The organism is Marinovum sp. PR37 (assembly GCF_028807375.1).
Classification (GTDB): Bacteria; Pseudomonadota; Alphaproteobacteria; order Rhodobacterales; family Rhodobacteraceae; genus Marinovum; species Marinovum algicola.
In genome coordinates this window covers 84,344-103,096 of the sequence record NZ_JARAML010000006.1, presented here as the reverse complement: position 1 = coordinate 103,096, position 18,753 = coordinate 84,344, and the positions used below count along the sequence as shown (strand labels likewise).

The following is an 18,753-nucleotide window of genomic DNA, read 5'->3' as shown; positions in this document are numbered from 1 at the left end:
TTCAACCTCTTGAGGCGCCCGACAATCATTCTTCGCTGTCGTTCAGCCCAGCGACGGCGCGGCGCGCCATTTCGCGGCTCATCGGCTTGCCGGTGCCCATCGCCATGTCGTCGAGCGTCGCCACGATCTTGCGCGCGACGTCGAAAGACCGCGGCGCGTGGCGCACGAGATAGGGGATCACATCGGGGTTGGGGCTGATTTGGCGGTCGGCGAACAGCTTGCCCAAGACCGCCCCCAAAAGCTCGTCATCGGGCGGGTTGAGCGAGATCACCTGCGTGCCCTGCACCCGGCTCTTGAGATCGGGCAGTTCGAGCGACCAATAGGCCGGCTCGAGCGTGGTGGTCAGAAGCAGCGCATGCCCCTCGGCCAGCACCAGATTGTGCAGGTGGAACATATGCGCCTCGGCGTCCTCGTTGCCGGCCGCGCTCTCGGCATCCTCGATGCAGAGCGGCGCCTGCGCCAGTTCGGCGACATTGACGTCCGGCAGGTCGACGGCGCGGATGATGCGCGCGCCCGACATCTCGGCCCAGACATGTGCCAGATGGGTCTTGCCGCTGCCATGCGCGCCCTTGAGCACCAGCTTGCGGTTGGGCCAGTCGCGCCAGGCGTCGATCATGCTCAGCGCCACGGCATTGGCGGGCGAGACGTAAAAATCCTCGCGTCCCAGCGCAGGCCGCGCCGTCAGATCGAACTTCAGTTGTCGCGTCATCAAAAATGCCTCGTGATCCAAAGGCCTAGTCATCAGACACCCCCCGGTACAATCGGCTGTCAAGATACTGCCGTGTGGCGAACCTGGCAATCACGCCCAGCGCCGCCGCGACCGGCACCGCAACCAGCATACCTACGAATCCGAACAGCGACCCGAAAACGCTTAGCGCCAGGAGGAGCCAGACCGGGTGTAATCCCACCGAGTCGCCTACCAGCTTGGGCGTCAGGAAATTGCCCTCAATCACTTGGCCTACAACAAAAATTAGCGCAACCGCGGCAATTTGCAACCAATCGCCCCAAAATTGGAACAGCGCCAGCCCCACGGCGAGCGCCCCGCCGACCAAGGCGCCGACGTAGGGGATGAAGGTGATCAGCCCGGCTATGAAGCCCACGATCAGCCCGAATTGCAGCCCCGCCAGCATCAGCGCCACGGCGTAATAGGTGCCGAGGATCAGGCAGACCATCCCCATACCGCGGATGAAACTGGCCAGCGTCCTGTCGATATCACGCGCCAGCTGACGGATCACCGGCGCATGATCGCGCGGCAGCAGATCGTCGATCCGGGCAACCATGCGATCCCAATCGACCAGCAGATAGACCGAGACAACCGGCACGATGACAAAGAGCAGCACCACGTTGATGATCGAGGCGGCGGAAGACAGTACTGTTTCCAGGAACTTGCCGCCATATTCCTGCACCCGCTCACCGATCGAGACCAGCGACTGCCTGACGGCGGATTCGGAATCCACCAGATCGGGAAAGCGCGAGACCAGGAAATCCTTGAGATTGGTAAAGAGCTGGGGCGCGATATTGACCAGATCCGCCGCCTGCCGCACCAGCGTCGGCACCACCAGCAGCGAGAGCAGCACAAAGACCACCAACGCCAGTACCGTAATGACCGCGACCGAGGCCGCCCGGCTCAGCCCGGCCCGCTCCAGCCGGTCGGCCACCGGATCGAGCAGATAGGCAATCGCCCCCCCGAGCACGAAGGGCAGGAGCACATCGCCCAGAAACCAGAGCACGACGGAAAAAACCACCGCCGCGACGCCCCAATATTTGAATTGTTCCCGTACCGGCAGGGCCATGTGGGCTTCCCCTTTAGTTTATCGATACATCGCCCGTCGCGAAGAGGGTTGCAAGAGCGACGGGGCGGGCGCGAAGCGGTGCGGCACGGGGAAAACGCCGCTTGCGCCAGCAGATTGCGGGGGAATGGGCGGTGCGGGGCCCCTGCCCCTTGCCATCGCTGCGCCCATGGCTCAAAACCGCTGCCAACCCCGGATTGCCAAAGGTCACGCGATGCGTCTCTCCCGCTACTTTCTTCCCGTCCTCAAGGAAAACCCCGCCGAGGCGCAGATCGTCAGCCACCGGCTGATGCTGCGGGCCGGCATGATCAAGCAGGCCAGCGCCGGGATCTATTCCTGGCTGCCGCTGGGCTTCAAGGTGCTGCGCAAGATCGAGCAGATCATCCACGAGGAACAGGCCCGCGCCGGCCATATCGCCATGCTGATGCCGACGATCCAGTCGGCCGAGCTCTGGCGTGAAAGCGGGCGTTATGACGATTACGGCGAAGAGATGCTGCGCATCCGCGATAGGCACGACCGCGACATTCTCTTTACCCCCACCGCCGAAGAGCTGATCACCGACATCTTCCGCGCCCATGTCGGCAGCTACAAGGATCTGCCGCTGACGCTCTATCAGATCCAATGGAAGTTCCGTGACGAGATCCGCCCGCGGTTCGGCGTGATGCGCGGCCGCGAGTTCCTGATGAAAGACGGCTACAACTTCGACCTCACCAAGGAAGACGCGCTGCATGCCTACAACCGCCACCTGGTGAGCTATCTGCGCACCTATGAACGCATGGGCCTGCAAGCCATCCCGATGCGCGCCGACTCCGGTCCGATCGGTGGCGACGACACCCATGAATTCCTGGTGCTGGCCGAGACCGGCGAGTCGGAGGTGTTTTACGACAGCGAGATCACCGATCTGAAATTCGGTGACCGCGAGATCGATTTCGACGATCACGCCGCCTGTCAGGCGGTGCTCGAGGAGTTCACCTCGCGCTATGCCCGCACCGACGAGACCCATGACGAGGCGCTTTTCAACCAGGTGCCCGAAGCGCGCCGCCGCAGCGCGCGCGGCATCGAGGTCGGCCAGATCTTCTATTTCGGCACCAAGTATTCCGACGCCATGGGCGCCACCGTCACCGATGACGCCGGCACCAAGGTGCCGGTGCACATGGGCAGCCACGGCATCGGCGTCTCGCGCCTCCTGGGCGCGATCATCGAGGCCTGCCACGACGACAAGGGCATCATCTGGCCAGAAGGCGTGACGCCCTTCCATTGCGGCATCGTCAACCTGAAACAGGGCGACGAAGAGGCGGACGCCGCCTGCGAGGCGCTTTACGCCTCGCTCAAGGCGCTGGGTCTCGACCCGCTCTACGACGACCGCAAGGAACGCGCCGGTGCGAAATTCGCCACCATGGACCTGATCGGCCTGCCCTGGCGGATCACCGTCGGGCCGCGGGGTCTCAAGAACGGCGTGGTGGAACTGACCTCGCGCCGCACCGGCGAAAGCGAGGACCTGCCCCCCGAAGAGGCGGTCAAGCGCATCGCGGCGATTTACGCCGGCGCCGTCTGAGCACGACGAACAGTGAGGCGCCGCATCCCGGCGCCTCGCGGTTCCTGAGACCTTCCGACCACTGACGCGACCGCTGCGCAGCTTGCAGGGTAGAGGCCCCTATGCTTGATATCTTGGCCATTACCGGCGTGATCTTCGTGCTGATCGGCATCGGGTTTCTGTCGGTCCGGCTTGGCGTTTTCACCTCGACCGATATGGACGCGCTGGGCAAGTTCGTGATCAACCTCGCCTTGCCCGCGCTGATCCTGCGCGCTGTCTCGACCCGCCCCTTGGGCGAGATCGCCAACCTGGGCTACCTCGGCGCGGTGTTGTTCGGTTCGCTGGCGGTGTTTGCGCTGGGCTATCTCTGGACGCGGCGCGTCACCGGTGGAACGGTGCGGCAAAGCACCTTCGCCGCGATGGGGATGTCCTGTGCCAACAGCGGCTTCATCGGCTATCCCATCCTTCTGATGGCGCTGCCGGAGGTGGCGGCGACGGCGCTTGCCCTGAACATGATCGTCGAAAACCTTGTCATGATCCCGCTTGTCCTTGTGATGGCCGAACGGGCGGCGGGCGGTGATCTGACGGGCGGCAGACTGGTGCGGAAGATCGCCGCAAGGCTGGCGCGCAACCCCATCCTCATTGCCTTGGTGCTGGGGCTGGCGATCTCGGCATCGGGCATCACCCTGCCGGTGCTGATCGATCGCCCGATCGACATCCTGGCCTCCGCCAGTGCCGCGGTCTCGCTGGCGGTGATCGGCGGTTCGGTGGCCGCGCTGCGCCTGCGCACGGCGAGGGCATCGGTGTTTCACGTCGTGGCGGGCAAGTTGCTCGGCCATCCGGCGGCGGTGGCCCTGGGCCTGCTCCTCATGGCGGCACTGGGTCAGCGGGTGAGCGATCCTCTGCTGGCATCGGCTGCGGTGATCTTGGCCGCAACGCCGGCGATGGCCATCTATCCGATCCTGGCACAACGGTATGGTGACGACCGCAATGCCTCCCTGGCGATGCTGGTGATGACCGCCCTGTCATTTCTCACCATCAGCGCGATGCTGGCCATCGCGCTGCCCTGATGCGCGAGGAACGGCGCCGGGCCGCACTGCACCCCGCCTGCAACACCACGGACCCCGGTGTCGACCCGCCGCATTGCCCCGCCCCCGCCGATCCGCTACGCCTCTGATACCCTTCCCAGCCAAGGCCAAGTCTCATGAGCCGTATCATCGCGATTGACCTGGACGACGCCAACCTGCCGCCCCCCACCCCGGAGGTCGAACAGGAACGCAAGGTGGCGCTCTTCGATCTGATGGAGCAGAACTCCTTTGCCCTGCCCGCCCGCGAGGGCGCGGCGGTCCCGCCCGGGCCCTACCGGCTGACGCTCTGCATCCGCGACAAGCGGCTGGTCTTCGACCTGAACACCGAGGATCATCAGAAGGCGGCAGAATTTCACCTGTCGCTCAGCCCGTTCCGGCAGGTGGTCAAGGATTACTTCCACATCTGCAAAAGCTATTTCGATGCGGTCAAGAAGCTGCCCGCCAGCCAGATCGAAACCATCGACATGGCCCGCCGGGGCATCCACAACGAAGGCGCGCGCATCCTTCAGGAAAGGCTCGAGGGCAAGGCCGAGCTCGACAATGACACCGCGCGCCGGCTGTTCACGCTGATCTGTGTCCTGCACTTCGGGGCCTGACCTGGTGACGCGCCCGCTGCCGCAATCCATCCTCTTCTGCTGCGATCACAACGCCGTCCGCTCGCCGATGGCCGAGGGCATCATGAAGAAATTCTACGGGCTCCAGACCTATGTGCAGTCGGTCGGCGTGCGCAACGATCTGGAGATCGACGGATTTGCCATCGCCGTCTGCCAGGAAATCGGGGTGGAACTCGACCGCCACCGCTCGCGCAGCTTCGACGAGCTGGAGCAGATGGGCGAGGCGCTGTCCTCTTTCGATCTGGTGGTCGCGCTTTCGCCCGCCAGCCAGCACCGAGCGCTGGAGCTGACGCGGTTTTTCCATCTGACGGTGGATTACTGGCCGATCATGGACCCGACCGCCCAGGGCGACACACGCGAAGCCAAGCTCGCCGCCTATCGCCAGACCCGCGATCAGATCGTCAACCAGCTCAAGGCCGATTGGGGCTCGGTCAGCGCATGACGCAGCTGCGGGTACTGACCGGCGCGGCGTTGGATGCGGCGCTCGACGATGTGGCCCGGCTGCGCATCGCCGTGTTTCGCGACTGGCCCTATCTCTATGACGGCGATCCGGCCTACGAGGCCGCCTATCTCGAGAGTTACCGCAACTCGGACCGCGCGATCCTTGTCGGCGCGTTTGACGGCACGCGACTGATCGGCGCCGCCACCGGCACGCCGCTGGAGGACCACGCCGAGGAATTCCGGGCGGTGGCCGCCGCCCTGCCGGTGCCCCTGACGCGCATCTTCTATTGCGCCGAGAGCGTATTGCTGCCCGCGTATCGCGGCCGCGGCATCGGCCATGCCTTTTTTGACCGGCGCGAGCGCTTTGCCCGGGCACAGGGCTTTGACCACGCGCTGTTCTGCGCCGTGCGCCGGCCCGACGATCACCCCCTGCGGCCGGCGGGGTATCGCCCGTTCGACGGCTTCTGGCGCAAGCGTGGTTATGCGCCCGTGGCGGGGGCCGAGGCCTGGCTGGAATGGCAGGATATCGATCGGCCCGAGGCCACCGAAAAACCCTTGCAGGTCTGGATGCGCGCGCTCTGAGCCCTATATGTCATACGACATTTGCAGCGATGAAAGCCGCATCATGAAACAGATCGTCACCGCCACCATGCTTGCCACCTGTCTCGCCCTGCCGGCCGCCGCGCAGGAGGAGTCGGAGGACAATTACAACCTGATGGAAGAAGGCGCCAAGCTGTTCTTTCGCGGGCTGATGGACGAAATGGAACCGGCGCTGCGCGAGCTCGAGGGCTTTGCCCGCGAGATCGAACCCAATTTGCGCAGCTTTGTCCGCGAAATGGGCCCTGCGCTGCGGGATCTGATGGCCGAGGTCGAGGACTGGAGTGCCTATCACCCGCCCGAGATCCTGCCCAACGGCGATATCATCATCCGCCGCAAGACCCCGCAAGAGATGCTTGACGCGCCGGTGACCGGCGACACCGAGATCGAGCTTTAGGTCGCGACCGGGCGCCGGCGGCGGAACAGCCGCCGCAGCACCGACAGCGCCGCACCGACCAGCAGCAGCCCGGTCAGATAGCCGACACCGGCAAAGGTGACGCCCTCGAAGGTGGTGGGCACCGCCGGTTTGTAGGCCTGCCAGGCGCGTTCGGCGATGCCGCTGTCGGTCATTCGCGTGGCGAAATAGGCGCGGGTGAAGGGCCCGGCGCCCTCGAGCGCAGCCAGATCCGCCGAAAGCTTCTGATGCCGCGCAATGGTCGCCGCCATTGTCGCGGCCCGCGCCCGTGCCAGCGATCCGCCGCGCGAGAGCTGCGACAGCGCCTCGTCGCGGTTCAGCCCGACGTCGGAAGCATCCGCATCGAAGTCTTCCACCACGCGCGCCAGCTCATCCACCGCGCCGCCCAGCCGCTGGGCATATTGCTGCGAGAACTCGGGGAATTGCGACAGGCCCACCGCGCCGGCGATGCCCCCCGCGAGACTCAGGGCTTTTGCAAACATGGCCTGTCCTGTCGGTTCTGCTCGGTCCAACCATAAGGCGCGCCATCGCGCCCGATCAAGCCCGGCTTATAGCAGGTCGCGCACCCGCTCGGGCGGACGGCAGAGGCGCACGCCTTTCGGGCTGCACACCAGCGGCCGTTCGACCAGCTCGGGATGGGCCACCATGGCGTCGAGGATCGTCTCGTCGCTGGTGCCCTCATCGAGCAGCCCCAGCTCCCGGGCCGGGCCGCGAGCGCTGCGCAGGGCGTCACGCGGGCGCAGATCGGCCACCGCGAACAGCGCCTGAAGCTGCGGCCGGGTCCAGCCGGTCCTGAGGTAGGGCACCACGGTCGGCTCCTGTCCGGCGGCGCGGATCAGATCGAGCGCGGCACGGGACTTGGAGCAATTGGGATTGTGAAAGATGACAATCGCCATGGCTTATCCGTTCAGCTTGCGCAGCCGCGCGGTGACCGAGAGACCATGCGCCTCAAGGCTCTCGGATTTCGCCAGCACCTCGGCCGCCGGGCCACAGGCGCGCAGGGCGTCGGGCGACATCTTTGACAGGGTGGTGCGCTTCATGAAATCGAGCACCGATAGCCCCGAGGAGAACCGCGCCGAACGGGCGGTGGGCAGCACGTGGTTCGGGCCGCCGACGTAATCGCCGATCGCCTCGGGCGTCCACTGGCCGAGAAAGATCGCGCCGGCGTGGCGGATTTTCCCGCTCAGCGCCTCCGGGTCGGCGACGCAAAGCTCGAGGTGTTCAGGCGCGATGCGGTCTGACAGCTCGGCGGCTTCGTCGAGGTCGGCAACGGTGATCACGGCGCCGAAATCGCGCCAGCTGGCGCCGGCAATGGCGCGGCGCTCCAGCGTTTCGAGGCGTTTTTCCACTGCCTCGGCCACCGCACGGCCGAACTCCGCGTCATCGGTGATCAGCAGCGATTGCGCGCTCTCGTCGTGCTCGGCCTGGCTCATCAGGTCGAGCGCGATCCAGTCGGGGTCGTTGTCGCGGTCGGCGATCACCAGAATCTCGGAGGGGCCGGCGATCATGTCGATGCCCACCTTGCCGAAGACCCGGCGCTTGGCGGCAGCGACAAAGGCATTGCCGGGGCCGGTGATCTTGTCGACCGGCGCAATGGTCTCGGTGCCATAGGCCAGCGCGGCAATCGCCTGGGCACCGCCGATGCGATAGACCTCGTCGACCCCGGCGATCCGCGCGGCCAGCAGAACCAGCGGGTTCACCACGCCATCCGGCGTCGGCACGGTGATCGCCAGCCGGTCGACACCGGCGACCTTGGCCGGGATCGCGTTCATCAGCACCGAAGAGGGATAAGAGGCCAGCCCGCCGGGCACATAGAGGCCCGCCGCCGAGACGGCGGTCCAGCGCCAGCCGAGCGTGGCGCCCTCGGGATCGGTCCATTGCTGATCGTCGGGCAATTGGCGCACGTGATAGGCGCGGATCCGCTCGGCGGCGGTTTCCAGCGCCTGACGCTCGGCGTCGGGCACCTTGGCGCACTGCGCCGCGATCTCCTCTGCGGTAAAGGCCATGCCCGCGGGGTCGAGCGTCAGCCGGTCAAAGCGCTCGGTCAGCTCGACCACCGCCCGGTCGCCCCGGCGCCGGACGTCGGCGATGATCCTGGCGACGGTATCGTCGACATCGGGGCTGTCTTCACGCTTGGCGCTCAGCAGGGCGCGGAACTTGGCCTCGAAATCGGGCGCTGAGGTCGACAGAAAGACGGGCATGGCGGGCTCCTGATGGCTCCCGCGAGACATAGACCGCCGGGGGGAAAGGCTCAAGCCGGGGTCAGACCGGCTGCCAGTTCATGTGGGTGAACGCCTCGCGGAAGGCAAAGCGTTCGAGATGGCGGTCGATCACGTTGCGGCCGCGTTCGCGGGTATCCTCGTCAGAGCCGGGAATCTCGATGCGCAGCTCGGCGTCGTCGGCACTCAGGCGCACCTCGCCAAAGGGAAATTCGATCGCGCCGCGAGTGGTGTCGAAGCTGGCCGGCACCTTGTGGGCAAAGTGCTTGCAGAGCTGCTGGAGGTATTTCGAGGCATTGGGGGTCTCAAAGGTGCCGGTCTGGGGCATGGGCATATCCTGACAATTTCAATAAGGATCATGTAGCGTGGCGACCCGCAGGTTTCAAGCCATCCCCGCCCCCGGCCCGCGCGCCGGGGCCTCGCGGTTCGTCTCAGGCGGCCCCGGATCGGGGTCAGATTATTCCCGGCCCTCCCCTCACAGCACCCGGATCACCTCCTTGCCCACCGACAGCACATAGCCGCGCCGGGCGATGTTCTTGACCAGCAGCGCGCTGACCAGCTGATTGCCCAGCCCGTCACGCAGGCGCTTGATTCGCGTGGCACCGGCGGCCTCTTCGCAATCGGCCTCCGAGCGGCCGGAAATCATCGCCTCGATCTGCGCTCCGGTCAGCACCTCTTCATCCATCCGCGCCTCGGCCAGAACGCACAGCGTCTCGATCGCGGCATCGGTCAGCCGGAAGCCCATGTTGTTGAGATAGACGGTCTTTTCATCGCGGCTGATCAGGAGCGATGAGACCTGGATGCCGGAATGCTCGATCTGCGCCATGCGCCGGTTGAGCGTGACCAGCATCACCAGAAACACCAGGGTGGCGATCAACAGGCTGGCGGCAAAGACCAGCAGCACGAAGATCACCATGCGATACGACGTCAGAGTTTCGGAAAAAGCGGTGCCGGACAGCGCGAGGATCTCCAGCAGCTTGATCTCGGCCGCGCTGGTCAGCGCGTCGTTCTCGACAAAGATGCGCTCGACCCGGGCGTTGAAGGCATTGGCATCCGGCAGGGTCATGAACAGGAAAACCGCCGCCAGCGCCAGAATCGCCACCACGGCGCCGATGCCCCATTGCACCAGCCGGCTTCCCGAACGGCGCAGCTCTGCGGCGGTGGTGTCGGTATCGATCAAATCTGTCTCCGGATCCTGGCCGCGACATGACGCATGAAGCCGCGCCCGGCGTCAACCGGCCTCACTCCTGCCGCACCGAGAGCACCTTGAGCAGCGTCCGCCCCTGTTCGGCGAGTTGGGCCTGCAATTGCGCCTCGGCGTTCTCTCGCGTGCAGGCGCCGCGGATCGGGGTGATGTCATAGATCAGCTCGAGCGGGTTGTCGCGCTTGGCCTTGTACTCGGCCAGACAGGCGGCGCCGGCCCAGGCGGGCGTCAGGCCGACAGAGGCCGCAAGGGCGATAGAAGCAAGGGTTTTCCTCATCTCTCCAAGCTGCGCGCTTTGGCGGTGTTTTTCAATAACAACAGGGGTTTTCACGGGGCGTTATCCGATAACAGCCCCCTGTTATTGCCTCTCTAGCCGGCTCGACCCCAAGCTTTTGTCATCGCTGGTCCGATGCCGGTCATCCCCCGGTGCGGACCCTGATGAAACGAAGAGGTGCCGTAGAAAGGAAATTCCGATGTCGCGTAAAGTCATACCCAGCCTGGTGGCCGCCGCCCTGGCCCTGACCAGCCTGTCCGCCGCCCCCGCCGCTGCCGACCACAGGCACAACCTCAACCGGTTCATTGCCGGCGCCGGGACGATCCTGCTGCTCAACGAGTTCTCCAGAGGCGGAAGCGCCAATGTCTATCGTGACAATCGCGACACTGACCGGGGCTACACCAACCGCGGGTACTCGCATCGCGGCGACAAGGACCGCGGCTTCAAACGGGGCCGCGCGCCGCTGCCCGGCTATTGCCTGAGGCGCATCCGAACCCACCAGGGCCCGGTCCGCATGTTCGGCAACCGCTGCCTGCAACGCAATTACAGCCAGGCCGACTGGCTGCCGCGCGCCTGCCGGATGCAGGTGCGGGTCTGGCGCAACGGTCACAAGGTCACCCGCGTGGGCTATCACCCGCGCTGTCTCCGCAACCGCGGATATAGGGTCGCCGGACGTCGATAAAGCCCGGTCATGGTCGCACGCGATCGGGCCAAGGTGCAGGACAAAGCCCCTGCGACCTGCACCGCGCCGGGGCGCTCCTTAGGGGGCGCCCCGGTCCGTTTCCGGCACCGGCTGCGCCGGCGGCAACCTTTCCGCAACCAATTCCTGTCATGCCTGCACCTGCAAGGACGGTAGGACACAGGGCGAACCGATGGTCACACAGGCACTCGAGGTCTATGACGCCAATCTGATGACCGTCGTCACCAGTGCGGGCACCTCGCTGCCGGTCGGCAGTGCAATCCTCAACCTCTCGGATATCCCTCGCGGAACGGTCTTTGTCTTTGCCGGCGGCACGCCCGAGACCGTGACGCTCGAAGATGTCAGCCGCGATACCACCGTGCTCGAGGATGACCAGACCTCAAAACACACGATCATCGATGGTGGTACCCTGATCGCCAGCGGCACCGGTGTCGCGGCGGAATCGCTGATCACCATGCAGCAATATGACGCCAGCGGCACCCCGATCGGCGATCCCTTCACGCTCACCGTGTTTTCGCAGAACGGGATCGATCAGGACGTCTGGGCATTCCAGTCCGACGTGCCGCTGGAGCCCGGCGGATATTATCGCCCGACCGGCGGCAACCTCATCGGCAGCGCCACCTATGCGCAGACCGTCTGTTATGCCGAAGGCACGCGGATCGACACGCCCCGGGGCCGCCGCCGCATCGAAGAGCTTGCGGTGGGCGACCTGGTCAGCACGCTGGATCACGGGCCGGCGCGTATCCTCTGGTGCCATAGCGAGGATCGGGCGCTGGCGCACCCGGCAGAGGATTCCACACCGGTGCTGATCGCCGCCGGCGCGCTTGGTTCCGACCGGCCGGCGCAGGATCTCACCGTATCGCCGCAGCACCGCCTGCTGGTCGGCGGGCGCGGGCAACTGGCCGGCCTGCCGATCCGCGAGGCGCTGGCCCCGGCCAAGGCGCTCACCGGGCTGCCCGGCATCCGCCTGATGCGAGGCAAACGCCGGATCCGCTGGCATCATTTCGCCTGCGCCCGGCACGGCATCGTCACCGCCAATGGCTGCCTCTCCGAATCGGTACTGCTCGGGCCGATGGTGCTGGCCACGCTCGCCCCGCAGGAGCGGCGGGCGGTCGCCCAGGCCTTTGCCGGCGCAGTCGGCCCGGTGCTGAACGGCCCGCCAGCGCGCGACTGCCTGACGGTCCGGCGCACGCGTTGCCTTGTTTCGGAGTGGACAGCGGGGCGCAAGGCCCGCGGCGCCACCCTGGCCGACTGGGATCGCGACCTTCTGCGCGAGCCGCGGGAGGCCGAAACCACCCGCCGGCGCGGCTGAGTTCGGCCAGAATCGGGCCGCGGCCCTTCTGGCACTTGCGCCCCGACGGATTCCGCGCCAGTGGAAGACCATGACACAGCCTGACATGAGTTTCGAAGACGCCGCCCGCGCCGAGGGCTTCCTGCGAATCGCCGGGGTGGACGAGGTCGGCCGCGGGCCTCTGGCCGGGCCGGTGATGGCCGCAGCGGTCATGCTCGACCCGGTGCGTGTGCCGCTGGGTCTCAATGATTCCAAGGTGTTGTGCGAAACAAGGCGCAGCGCGCTGATGACTGAGCTGGAAGGCTGCGCGCAGATCGGGCTGGGCACTGCCAGCGTCGCCGAGATCGACAGCCACAACATCTTGCGCGCCAGTCACATTGCCATGCTGCGCGCCGTGGCGGCGCTGCCGGAGCCGCCGGATTTCCTGCTGATCGACGGCAATCTCCTGCCCCGCGGGCTGACGCTCCCGGCGCGCGCGGTGGTCAAGGGCGACAGCCGTTCGGTGTCGATCGCGGCGGCCTCAATTGTGGCGAAAATCAGGCGGGATTATGTCATGCGGGATTTGGCGCAACACTTTCCGGGATACGGTTGGGAAACCAATGCGGGTTATCCGACGAAATCGCACAAGGCCGCTCTGACAAGCCTTGGTGTGACCCCACACCATAGACGTTCCTTCAAACCGGTCCACAATATCTTGTATCAAGCGAAAAACCCAACCCCTTGATTCAAAAAAGAAATTGACCGCGAATCAGCTTTGACTCATCCTGTCGGCAACCAACGAGTGCGATAACGCACCGGGGACAGAGGCAGAAAATGAAGACAAAAACCAAGGCAAAGGGGGCGGTTACGCTCCCACTCAACACGATTCTTGCTGGCGACTGCATCGAGGTGATGCGGAGCCTGCCCGAGAATTCTGTCGATCTGATCTTTGCGGATCCCCCCTACAATCTGCAACTCAAGGGCGAGCTGCACCGGCCCGACAATTCCCGTGTCGACGCCGTCGACGACCACTGGGATCAGTTCGCGTCCTTCGCCGCCTATGATCGGTTCACCCAGGAATGGCTTTCCGCCGCGCGGCGCCTGCTCAAACCCAACGGGGCGATCTGGGTGATCGGCTCCTATCACAACATCTTCCGCGTCGGCGCGGCGATGCAGAACGCGGGTTTCTGGATTCTCAACGACGTGGTCTGGCGCAAATCCAACCCGATGCCGAATTTCCGCGGCAAGCGCTTCACCAACGCCCATGAGACGATGATCTGGGCGTCCAAGGAAGAGGGCGCAAAGTACACCTTCAACTACGAGGCGCTGAAATCGTTGAACGAAGGCATCCAGATGCGTTCGGACTGGGTGCTGCCGATCTGCAATGGCGGTGAGCGGCTCAAGGACGAAAGCGGCGAAAAGGCCCATCCGACGCAGAAGCCGCAGTCGCTGCTGCACCGGGTTCTGGTCGGCTCGACCAACCCGGGCGACGTGGTGCTCGACCCGTTCTTTGGCACCGGCACCACCGGCGCGGTGGCCAAGATGCTGGGCCGCGACTTCATCGGCATCGAGCGCGAGGAGGCCTATCGCAAGGTTGCCGAGGCCCGGTTGGCCAAGGTCCGCCGGTTCGAACGCGAGGCGCTGGAGGTCACCGCCTCGAAACGCGCCGCGCCGCGTGTGCCTTTCGGCCAGCTGGTCGAGCGCGGCATGCTGCGCCCGGGCGAAGAGCTCTATTCGATGAACAAGCGTCACAAGGCCAAGGTGCGTGCCGATGGCACGCTGGTGGGCGGCGATGTCCGTGGCTCGATCCACCAGGTCGGCGCGGCGCTGGAAGGCGCGCCCTCGTGCAATGGCTGGACCTACTGGCACATCAAGCGCGATGGCAAATCGGTGCCGATCGACGTGTTCCGGCAGCAGATTCGCGCCGAAATGGGCCACCGCCCGAACTGAGGTTTCCCTCCAGAAGACCAAGATACCGCCGGTGCCTGTCCTCGTGACGGCATCCACCTGGCCCCGCCGTCACCGGCGGGGTTTTTTCGTGCTTGCCGACCGGCGCTCATTGCCACAGGAACCCGCCCCCTTCCGCCGCGTTGGCCAATCGGATAAGCCGGAGCCAGCCCCTTTCCGCCCTGTCCCGTCAGCCCAGCCACGAGGCCCGAGCCCATCATGAAACCGATCCGCCTGATCTCCGGCATCTTCACCGTCGGGATATGGACCTTGCTGAGCCGCGTTCTGGGGGTCATCCGCGAGGTGATGATTCTCGGGCTGATCGGTCCCGGCCCGGTCATGGACGCCTTTGTCGCCGCCTTCCGGCTGCCCAACATGTTCCGCCGGTTCTTTGCCGAGGGCGCCTTCAACGCTGCCTTCGTGCCGATGTTTTCCAAGCGGGTCGAGGCGGCGGAAGACCCCGAAGGGTTCGCCTCCGAGGCGGCTTCGGGGCTGGCCTTCGTTCTGCTCTGCCTGACCGGCCTGTCGCTGGTCTTCATGCCGGCGCTGGTCTGGGCCACCGCCGAGGGCTTTGCCGGCACCGAGCGCTTCGACCTCACGGTAAGCTTTGGCCGGGTGGTCTTTCCCTATGTGCTCTTCATCTCGCTGGCGGCGCTGTTTTCCGGCATGCTCAATGCCGCGGGCCATTTCGCCGCCGCCGCCGCCGCGCCCTCTTTGCTCAATCTCTTCGTGATCCTGGCCATGGGCCTCGCGGCTTTGCTGGGCGGGCCGGTCGCCGAGGTGCTGATCTGGACGATCCCGTTTTCCGGCATTGCCCAGTTGGCGCTGGTCTGGTGGGCGGTGCGTCAGGCCGGCTATCGGCTCGACTGGCGCTGGCCGCGCCTCACCCCCGACATGAAACACCTTGCCGTGGTGGCGCTTCCGGCGGCGCTGGCGGGCGGGGTGATGCAGGTCAACCTGCTGGTCGGCCAGCAGGTTGCCTCGAACTTCGAGAATGCGGTGGGCTGGCTTTACGCCGCCGACCGGCTCTATCAGCTTCCGCTCGGCGTGGTCGGCATCGCCGCCGGCATCGTCCTCCTGCCCGACCTGTCCCGGCGGCTGAAATCCGGCGATGGCGCCGGTGCCCGCGATGCGCTGTCACGGGCCAGCGAATTTGCCTTCATCATCTCGCTGCCCTGCGCCGTGGCGCTGGTGGTGATTCCGCTGCCGCTGGTCTCGGTGCTGTTCGAACGCGGCGCCACCGGCCCGGACGACAGCGCGGCGATTGCCGTGGCGGTGGCGATCTATGCGTTGGGGCTGCCGGCCTTTATCCTGCAAAAGCTGCTGCAACCGATCTTTTTCGCCCGCGAGGACACCAGGAGCCCGTTCCGCTATGCCGTCTGGTCGATGGTGATCAACGCCGTGGTGGCGATCGGGCTGTCCTTCGTGATCGGCTGGCTCGCGCCGGCGGTGGCAACATCGGTCGCCGGCTGGGCGATGGTGGCGATGCTGGCGCTGGGCAGCCGCAGGTTCGGCGAAACGGTGCGCTTTGATGCCCGCTTCCGCCGCCGCATCTGGCGCATTGTCCTCGCGTCACTTGCCATGGGGCTGGTGCTCTGGGGCTTGAATGCGGCACTGGGGCGCTACCTGACGATGGACTACATCCGCTACCCCGCCCTTGCGGCACTCATCATGCTGGGCAGCCTGAGCTACTTCGCCTTCGGACAGCTCTTGGGCGCCTTCACCTACCGAGACGTCACCGGCGCCTTGCGCCGCAGGAGAGCCTGACCATGTTACGCCCGCTGATCACCGCCTCCCAAGGGTTTCCGGCGATGGAACAGCTGGCGGAAGAGGCGCAGGAGACGCTCTGCATGTCGTTTCGGATCTTTGATCCGGAGACGCGGCTTCGGGGCGAGGGTGCCCGCGCCCGCGGGCTCGAGACCTGGGCCGATCTGCTGGCCGAGACGGCGGCGCGCGGCGTCAGGCTGCGGGTGCTGCTGGCCGATTTCGATCCGTTCTTCACCCCGGATCTGCACCGCCTCGCCTGGGCCTCGGCCAACCGCATTCACGCCGCCGTCGACGGCGACGTCCAGGTGCTCTGTGCGCCGCATGGCCAGGCGGCCGGTTGGCTCTGGCGCATGATCATGCGCAGCACATTGCACCAGCGGGTGGCCGAGCTGCGCGAAGAGGACAAGGCCAGTCTGACACCGGTGGAACGCGCGGCGCTTCAGGGGCTGGCCCAATTGCGTCCTGTGACCATCCACCAGAAATTCATCGTCGCCGACGGCAACAAGGCGGTCGTCGGCGGGCTCGACATCAACGAACGCCGGTTCGACACGCCCGGCCATGACCGCCCGCCGGAAGAGACCTGGCATGACGTTTCGATGCAGGTCGAGGGCGATTTCTGCACCAGCCTGCACCGGCATTTCACCGACTGCTGGAACCGTTCGCTGATCTGCGGCAAGAGCCCGGACGGCCGCAAGGCCACCAAACTGCCCGCCGTGCCCGCGCGCAAGAGCGACGGCCGCCTCGACCTGCTGCGCACGCTTTCGACGCCCTGCCCCGGCATCGGCCGGCTTGGCCCCCGCCCCGATGTGCGCGAGACCGAAGAGGCGGTGCTGCGCGCGATCGATACGGCCCGCGACAGTCTTTACATCGAGACCCAGTTCCTGCGCCACCGCCCGGTGATCAAGGCGCTCGTCGATGCCGCCGAAAGACCGGAGCTCGACCTGATCATGATCCTTCCGCCCTTTGCGGAACGTGTGCTCTTTGACGGCGATTCCGGCTGGGATGCCCGCCATGCCCACGCACTTCAGGCCCGCGCGCTTCAGCAACTCCAGGGCGCCTATGGCACGCGCTGCGCCGTGATCGCCCCGGCACAGCCCCGACCGGCGCCCAAGGACAGCCCGGCCATTCACGGCGCCGGGCCGGTCTATGTGCATTCCAAGGTCATGCTGGCCGACGATCACACCGGCATCGTCGGCTCCGCCAATCTCAATGGCCGCTCGCTGCGTTGGGACACCGAGGCCTCGATCCGCTTCGATACCGAAAGCATCATCACGGAGCTGCGCCGGTCGCTCGCCCGGATCTGGCTGGGCGAAACCGAGGCCGACATCACCCGCGCCGCCACCTGGCGCAAGCTGGCCGAGCGCAACGCCGCCTTGCCGCCCGAGCGGCGCCAGGGCTTCGCGCTGCCCTATCCGCTGGAAAAGGTCCGCCGCTTTTCGCGTCTGCTGCCGATCCTGCCCGACGACATGTTCTGAGGCGCGGCCGCGCAACCGGGCCGCTGTCAGATCAAGGCGCCGAAGGCCAGCCCAGACAGGATCGCCCCCGCGACCCCGAGCCCGAGATAGGTGAAAAACACCCGCGGGCGCACCAGCGACCAGACCGCCGTCATCGCCGGGATCGAACTGACCGAACCGGCGATCATGAAAGCCATCGCCGCGCCTGCGGTCATTCCCTGATCGGTCAGCCCCGCCAGCAGCGGCGGCGCGACATAGGCGTTGAGATAGGCCGGCATGCCCACCAGCGCCGCGATCACCACCGGCCCCGCCCCTTCGCCGCCGACGATCCCGCCAATCACCTCGGCCGGCACATAGGTCACCAGCAGCGCCTCGAGCATATAGGCAAACGCCAGCCATTTGAGCAGGAACATAAGGTTCTCGGCCGCCTGGTCGCGAAACACCCGGCGCCGGGGCCGCTTGGCCCAGAAGCGCCAGACCGGACGGCCGGCCAGCGGATCGGGCCCGCAACCGCAGCCACCTGATTTACGGCGCCGCCGCAGAACATCGGAAAAGACCCCCGCCCCGGTCAGCGCCCGCACCGCGAAGCCGCCGGAGAGACCCAGCGCCACCGCCGCCACCGCCTTGCCGATGGCAAAGGGCCAGCCCAGCGCCGCGGCTGTGATCAGCAGCGTCGGCGGATCGATCAGCGGCGAGGACAGCCAGAAGGCCATGACCGCCGCCAGTGGCGCGCCAAGCGCCAGCAACCCGGCGATGAAGGGGATCACCTCGCACGAGCAGAAGGGCGCCAGACCGCCGAAGAGCGCGGCCATGACGATGGCCCGCCCCTCGCGGCCGTCGAAGGCGCGGGCAATCAGCGCTTCGGCGCCCGAGGCTTTCAGACAGGCGATCATCAGCACCGCAACGAGGATGAAGGGCAACGTGCCGGCCAAGGCCGCCAGGGCAAAGCGCACCACAGGCAGCGCCTGCCCGGGATCAAGCAGCGCCACGATCAGCGGGATCACCGCCACCAGCGTCCAGGGCGTCCTCAGATGGCGCCAGGCATCGCGCCGCGGGCTCTGGGTCAGCTCAACCATCGTTGGCCGCCGCGCCCGCCACATCGGCACAGCATTCCTTGAGGATGAAATCCGCCAGATCGCGCAGCCGGTCGAAATCGGCGTGGTTGAGCACCATCCGCCCGTCGCGCGCCTGCCCGATCAAGCCGGCCCCGGCCAGAAATTTCAGGTGATGCGCCAGCGTCGACGGTGCCATGCCGGTGCGGTCCTGAAGCGCGCCCACCGTCAGCCCCGCCTGGCCCGCGCGGATCAGCACCCGCAGAACCTGCAAACGCGCCTCCGATCCCATTGCGGCAAAGCCTGCCGCGGCGTCGTGCCACTCCATGTTGCACTCCCTTTGATTCGATATAACTAGTTTTGTGGGTATTTTAGCGAAGGTCAAGC

General features: G+C 66.2%; 22 protein-coding genes. 12 read left to right on the top strand and 10 right to left on the bottom strand.

The features are described 5' to 3' along the window. Window positions 1–25 precede the first annotated feature (25 nt). Both PVW49_RS07350 and PVW49_RS07345 read right to left on the bottom strand, forming a co-directional pair. Complete coding sequence (locus PVW49_RS07350; RefSeq protein ID WP_048533645.1) at window positions 26–709, bottom strand: DnaA/Hda family protein; 684 nt, start codon at window positions 707–709, stop codon at window positions 26–28. A gap of 25 nt (window positions 710–734) precedes the next feature. Next, complete coding sequence (locus tag PVW49_RS07345; RefSeq protein WP_048529381.1) at window positions 735–1,793, bottom strand: AI-2E family transporter; 1,059 nt, start codon at window positions 1,791–1,793, stop codon at window positions 735–737. A gap of 211 nt (window positions 1,794–2,004) precedes the next feature. Here PVW49_RS07345 and proS point away from each other — a divergent pair, with 211 nt between their 5' ends. The 6 genes from proS to PVW49_RS07315 all read left to right on the top strand — a co-directional run bounded on the left by proS (window position 2,005) and on the right by PVW49_RS07315 (window position 6,461). Continuing rightward, complete coding sequence (proS, locus tag PVW49_RS07340; RefSeq protein WP_274590235.1) at window positions 2,005–3,345, top strand: proline--tRNA ligase; 1,341 nt, start codon at window positions 2,005–2,007, stop codon at window positions 3,343–3,345. Between the two features lie 101 nt (window positions 3,346–3,446). After that, on the top strand, window positions 3,447–4,394 hold the full coding sequence (locus PVW49_RS07335) for an AEC family transporter (protein WP_048529379.1): 948 nt from the start codon (window positions 3,447–3,449) through the stop codon (window positions 4,392–4,394). 134 nt (window positions 4,395–4,528) lie between these two features. Further along, a complete protein-coding gene (locus tag PVW49_RS07330; RefSeq protein ID WP_048529377.1) occupies window positions 4,529–5,008 on the top strand; it encodes a UPF0262 family protein in 480 nt (159 codons plus the stop codon). Between the two features lie 4 nt (window positions 5,009–5,012). Continuing rightward, the gene (locus tag PVW49_RS07325) at window positions 5,013–5,468 is read left to right on the top strand and encodes an arsenate-mycothiol transferase ArsC (protein WP_082154566.1); all 456 of its coding nucleotides are present in this window, start codon (window positions 5,013–5,015) and stop codon (window positions 5,466–5,468) included. Next, window positions 5,465–6,049: a GNAT family N-acetyltransferase gene (locus tag PVW49_RS07320; protein ID WP_274590234.1), complete on the top strand. Its 585-nt coding sequence runs from the start codon at window positions 5,465–5,467 to the stop codon at window positions 6,047–6,049. The genes PVW49_RS07325 and PVW49_RS07320 overlap by 4 nt, the downstream gene beginning before the upstream one ends. A gap of 43 nt (window positions 6,050–6,092) precedes the next feature. Continuing rightward, window positions 6,093–6,461 (top strand): hypothetical protein, encoded by a 369-nt coding sequence (locus PVW49_RS07315; protein ID WP_048529376.1) that lies wholly within the window; start codon window positions 6,093–6,095, stop codon window positions 6,459–6,461. On the opposite strand, the gene PVW49_RS07310 is transcribed toward PVW49_RS07315, so the two are convergent. The 6 genes from PVW49_RS07310 to PVW49_RS07285 all read right to left on the bottom strand — a co-directional run bounded on the left by PVW49_RS07310 (window position 6,458) and on the right by PVW49_RS07285 (window position 10,179). Further along, window positions 6,458–6,961 (bottom strand): DUF2937 family protein, encoded by a 504-nt coding sequence (locus PVW49_RS07310; RefSeq protein WP_274590233.1) that lies wholly within the window; start codon window positions 6,959–6,961, stop codon window positions 6,458–6,460. The genes PVW49_RS07315 and PVW49_RS07310 overlap by 4 nt on opposite strands. A gap of 66 nt (window positions 6,962–7,027) precedes the next feature. Further along, window positions 7,028–7,375: an arsenate reductase (glutaredoxin) gene (gene arsC, locus PVW49_RS07305; protein WP_442757208.1), complete on the bottom strand. Its 348-nt coding sequence runs from the start codon at window positions 7,373–7,375 to the stop codon at window positions 7,028–7,030. A gap of 3 nt (window positions 7,376–7,378) precedes the next feature. After that, window positions 7,379–8,680, bottom strand: a complete 1,302-nt coding sequence (gene hisD / locus PVW49_RS07300) for a histidinol dehydrogenase (RefSeq protein WP_274590232.1) — start codon at window positions 8,678–8,680, stop codon at window positions 7,379–7,381. Window positions 8,681–8,741: 61 nt separating this feature from the next. Continuing rightward, window positions 8,742–9,026 carry a DUF2218 domain-containing protein gene (locus PVW49_RS07295; protein ID WP_048529369.1) on the bottom strand — a complete coding sequence of 95 codons (285 nt, stop codon included), beginning with the start codon at window positions 9,024–9,026 and terminating at the stop codon, window positions 8,742–8,744. Window positions 9,027–9,173: 147 nt separating this feature from the next. After that, complete coding sequence (locus PVW49_RS07290; RefSeq protein WP_074836941.1) at window positions 9,174–9,878, bottom strand: hypothetical protein; 705 nt, start codon at window positions 9,876–9,878, stop codon at window positions 9,174–9,176. Window positions 9,879–9,939: 61 nt separating this feature from the next. Further along, the gene (locus tag PVW49_RS07285) at window positions 9,940–10,179 is read right to left on the bottom strand and encodes a hypothetical protein (protein WP_048529365.1); all 240 of its coding nucleotides are present in this window, start codon (window positions 10,177–10,179) and stop codon (window positions 9,940–9,942) included. A gap of 196 nt (window positions 10,180–10,375) precedes the next feature. Between PVW49_RS07285 and PVW49_RS07280 the strand changes: the two genes are divergently transcribed. The 6 genes from PVW49_RS07280 to PVW49_RS07255 all read left to right on the top strand — a co-directional run bounded on the left by PVW49_RS07280 (window position 10,376) and on the right by PVW49_RS07255 (window position 17,335). Beyond that, complete coding sequence (locus PVW49_RS07280) at window positions 10,376–10,858, top strand: hypothetical protein (RefSeq protein ID WP_048529363.1); 483 nt, start codon at window positions 10,376–10,378, stop codon at window positions 10,856–10,858. Between the two features lie 190 nt (window positions 10,859–11,048). After that, window positions 11,049–12,188 carry a Hint domain-containing protein gene (locus tag PVW49_RS07275; RefSeq protein WP_274590231.1) on the top strand — a complete coding sequence of 380 codons (1,140 nt, stop codon included), beginning with the start codon at window positions 11,049–11,051 and terminating at the stop codon, window positions 12,186–12,188. 70 nt (window positions 12,189–12,258) lie between these two features. Next, window positions 12,259–12,891 (top strand): ribonuclease HII, encoded by a 633-nt coding sequence (locus tag PVW49_RS07270; RefSeq protein ID WP_274590230.1) that lies wholly within the window; start codon window positions 12,259–12,261, stop codon window positions 12,889–12,891. A gap of 89 nt (window positions 12,892–12,980) precedes the next feature. Continuing rightward, the gene (locus tag PVW49_RS07265) at window positions 12,981–14,096 is read left to right on the top strand and encodes a site-specific DNA-methyltransferase (RefSeq protein ID WP_048529357.1); all 1,116 of its coding nucleotides are present in this window, start codon (window positions 12,981–12,983) and stop codon (window positions 14,094–14,096) included. 216 nt (window positions 14,097–14,312) lie between these two features. Further along, window positions 14,313–15,860 carry a murein biosynthesis integral membrane protein MurJ gene (gene murJ / locus PVW49_RS07260; RefSeq protein ID WP_048529355.1) on the top strand — a complete coding sequence of 516 codons (1,548 nt, stop codon included), beginning with the start codon at window positions 14,313–14,315 and terminating at the stop codon, window positions 15,858–15,860. Window positions 15,861–15,862: 2 nt separating this feature from the next. Further along, entirely contained in the window at window positions 15,863–17,335 is a 1,473-nt protein-coding gene (locus PVW49_RS07255; protein WP_048529353.1) for a phospholipase D-like domain-containing protein, read from the top strand. 26 nt (window positions 17,336–17,361) lie between these two features. On the opposite strand, the gene PVW49_RS07250 is transcribed toward PVW49_RS07255, so the two are convergent. Then, complete coding sequence (locus tag PVW49_RS07250) at window positions 17,362–18,390, bottom strand: permease (RefSeq protein WP_274590229.1); 1,029 nt, start codon at window positions 18,388–18,390, stop codon at window positions 17,362–17,364. Next, a complete protein-coding gene (locus PVW49_RS07245; RefSeq protein ID WP_048529349.1) occupies window positions 18,383–18,694 on the bottom strand; it encodes an ArsR/SmtB family transcription factor in 312 nt (103 codons plus the stop codon). Before PVW49_RS07245 ends, PVW49_RS07250 begins: the two co-directional genes overlap by 8 nt. Between the last annotated feature and the right edge of the window lie 59 nt (window positions 18,695–18,753).

Bases quoted from the DNA above. Each gene is read 5' to 3' on its own strand.
- PVW49_RS07350 (WP_048533645.1), bottom strand. From the start codon at position 709: ATGACGCGACAACTGAAGTTCGATCTGACGGCGCGGCCTGCGCTGGGA.
- PVW49_RS07345 (WP_048529381.1), bottom strand. From the start codon at position 1,793: ATGGCCCTGCCGGTACGGGAACAATTCAAATATTGGGGCGTCGCGGCG.
- proS (WP_274590235.1), top strand. From the start codon at position 2,005: ATGCGTCTCTCCCGCTACTTTCTTCCCGTCCTCAAGGAAAACCCCGCC.
- PVW49_RS07335 (WP_048529379.1), top strand. From the start codon at position 3,447: ATGCTTGATATCTTGGCCATTACCGGCGTGATCTTCGTGCTGATCGGC.
- PVW49_RS07330 (WP_048529377.1), top strand. From the start codon at position 4,529: ATGAGCCGTATCATCGCGATTGACCTGGACGACGCCAACCTGCCGCCC.
- PVW49_RS07320 (WP_274590234.1), top strand. From the start codon at position 5,465: ATGACGCAGCTGCGGGTACTGACCGGCGCGGCGTTGGATGCGGCGCTC.
- PVW49_RS07315 (WP_048529376.1), top strand. From the start codon at position 6,093: ATGAAACAGATCGTCACCGCCACCATGCTTGCCACCTGTCTCGCCCTG.
- PVW49_RS07310 (WP_274590233.1), bottom strand. From the start codon at position 6,961: ATGTTTGCAAAAGCCCTGAGTCTCGCGGGGGGCATCGCCGGCGCGGTG.
- arsC (WP_442757208.1), bottom strand. From the start codon at position 7,375: ATGGCGATTGTCATCTTTCACAATCCCAATTGCTCCAAGTCCCGTGCC.
- hisD (WP_274590232.1), bottom strand. From the start codon at position 8,680: ATGCCCGTCTTTCTGTCGACCTCAGCGCCCGATTTCGAGGCCAAGTTC.
- PVW49_RS07295 (WP_048529369.1), bottom strand. From the start codon at position 9,026: ATGCCCCAGACCGGCACCTTTGAGACCCCCAATGCCTCGAAATACCTC.
- PVW49_RS07285 (WP_048529365.1), bottom strand. From the start codon at position 10,179: ATGAGGAAAACCCTTGCTTCTATCGCCCTTGCGGCCTCTGTCGGCCTG.
- PVW49_RS07280 (WP_048529363.1), top strand. From the start codon at position 10,376: ATGTCGCGTAAAGTCATACCCAGCCTGGTGGCCGCCGCCCTGGCCCTG.
- PVW49_RS07275 (WP_274590231.1), top strand. From the start codon at position 11,049: ATGGTCACACAGGCACTCGAGGTCTATGACGCCAATCTGATGACCGTC.
- PVW49_RS07270 (WP_274590230.1), top strand. From the start codon at position 12,259: ATGACACAGCCTGACATGAGTTTCGAAGACGCCGCCCGCGCCGAGGGC.
- PVW49_RS07265 (WP_048529357.1), top strand. From the start codon at position 12,981: ATGAAGACAAAAACCAAGGCAAAGGGGGCGGTTACGCTCCCACTCAAC.
- murJ (WP_048529355.1), top strand. From the start codon at position 14,313: ATGAAACCGATCCGCCTGATCTCCGGCATCTTCACCGTCGGGATATGG.
- PVW49_RS07255 (WP_048529353.1), top strand. From the start codon at position 15,863: ATGTTACGCCCGCTGATCACCGCCTCCCAAGGGTTTCCGGCGATGGAA.
- PVW49_RS07250 (WP_274590229.1), bottom strand. From the start codon at position 18,390: ATGGTTGAGCTGACCCAGAGCCCGCGGCGCGATGCCTGGCGCCATCTG.
- PVW49_RS07245 (WP_048529349.1), bottom strand. From the start codon at position 18,694: ATGGAGTGGCACGACGCCGCGGCAGGCTTTGCCGCAATGGGATCGGAG.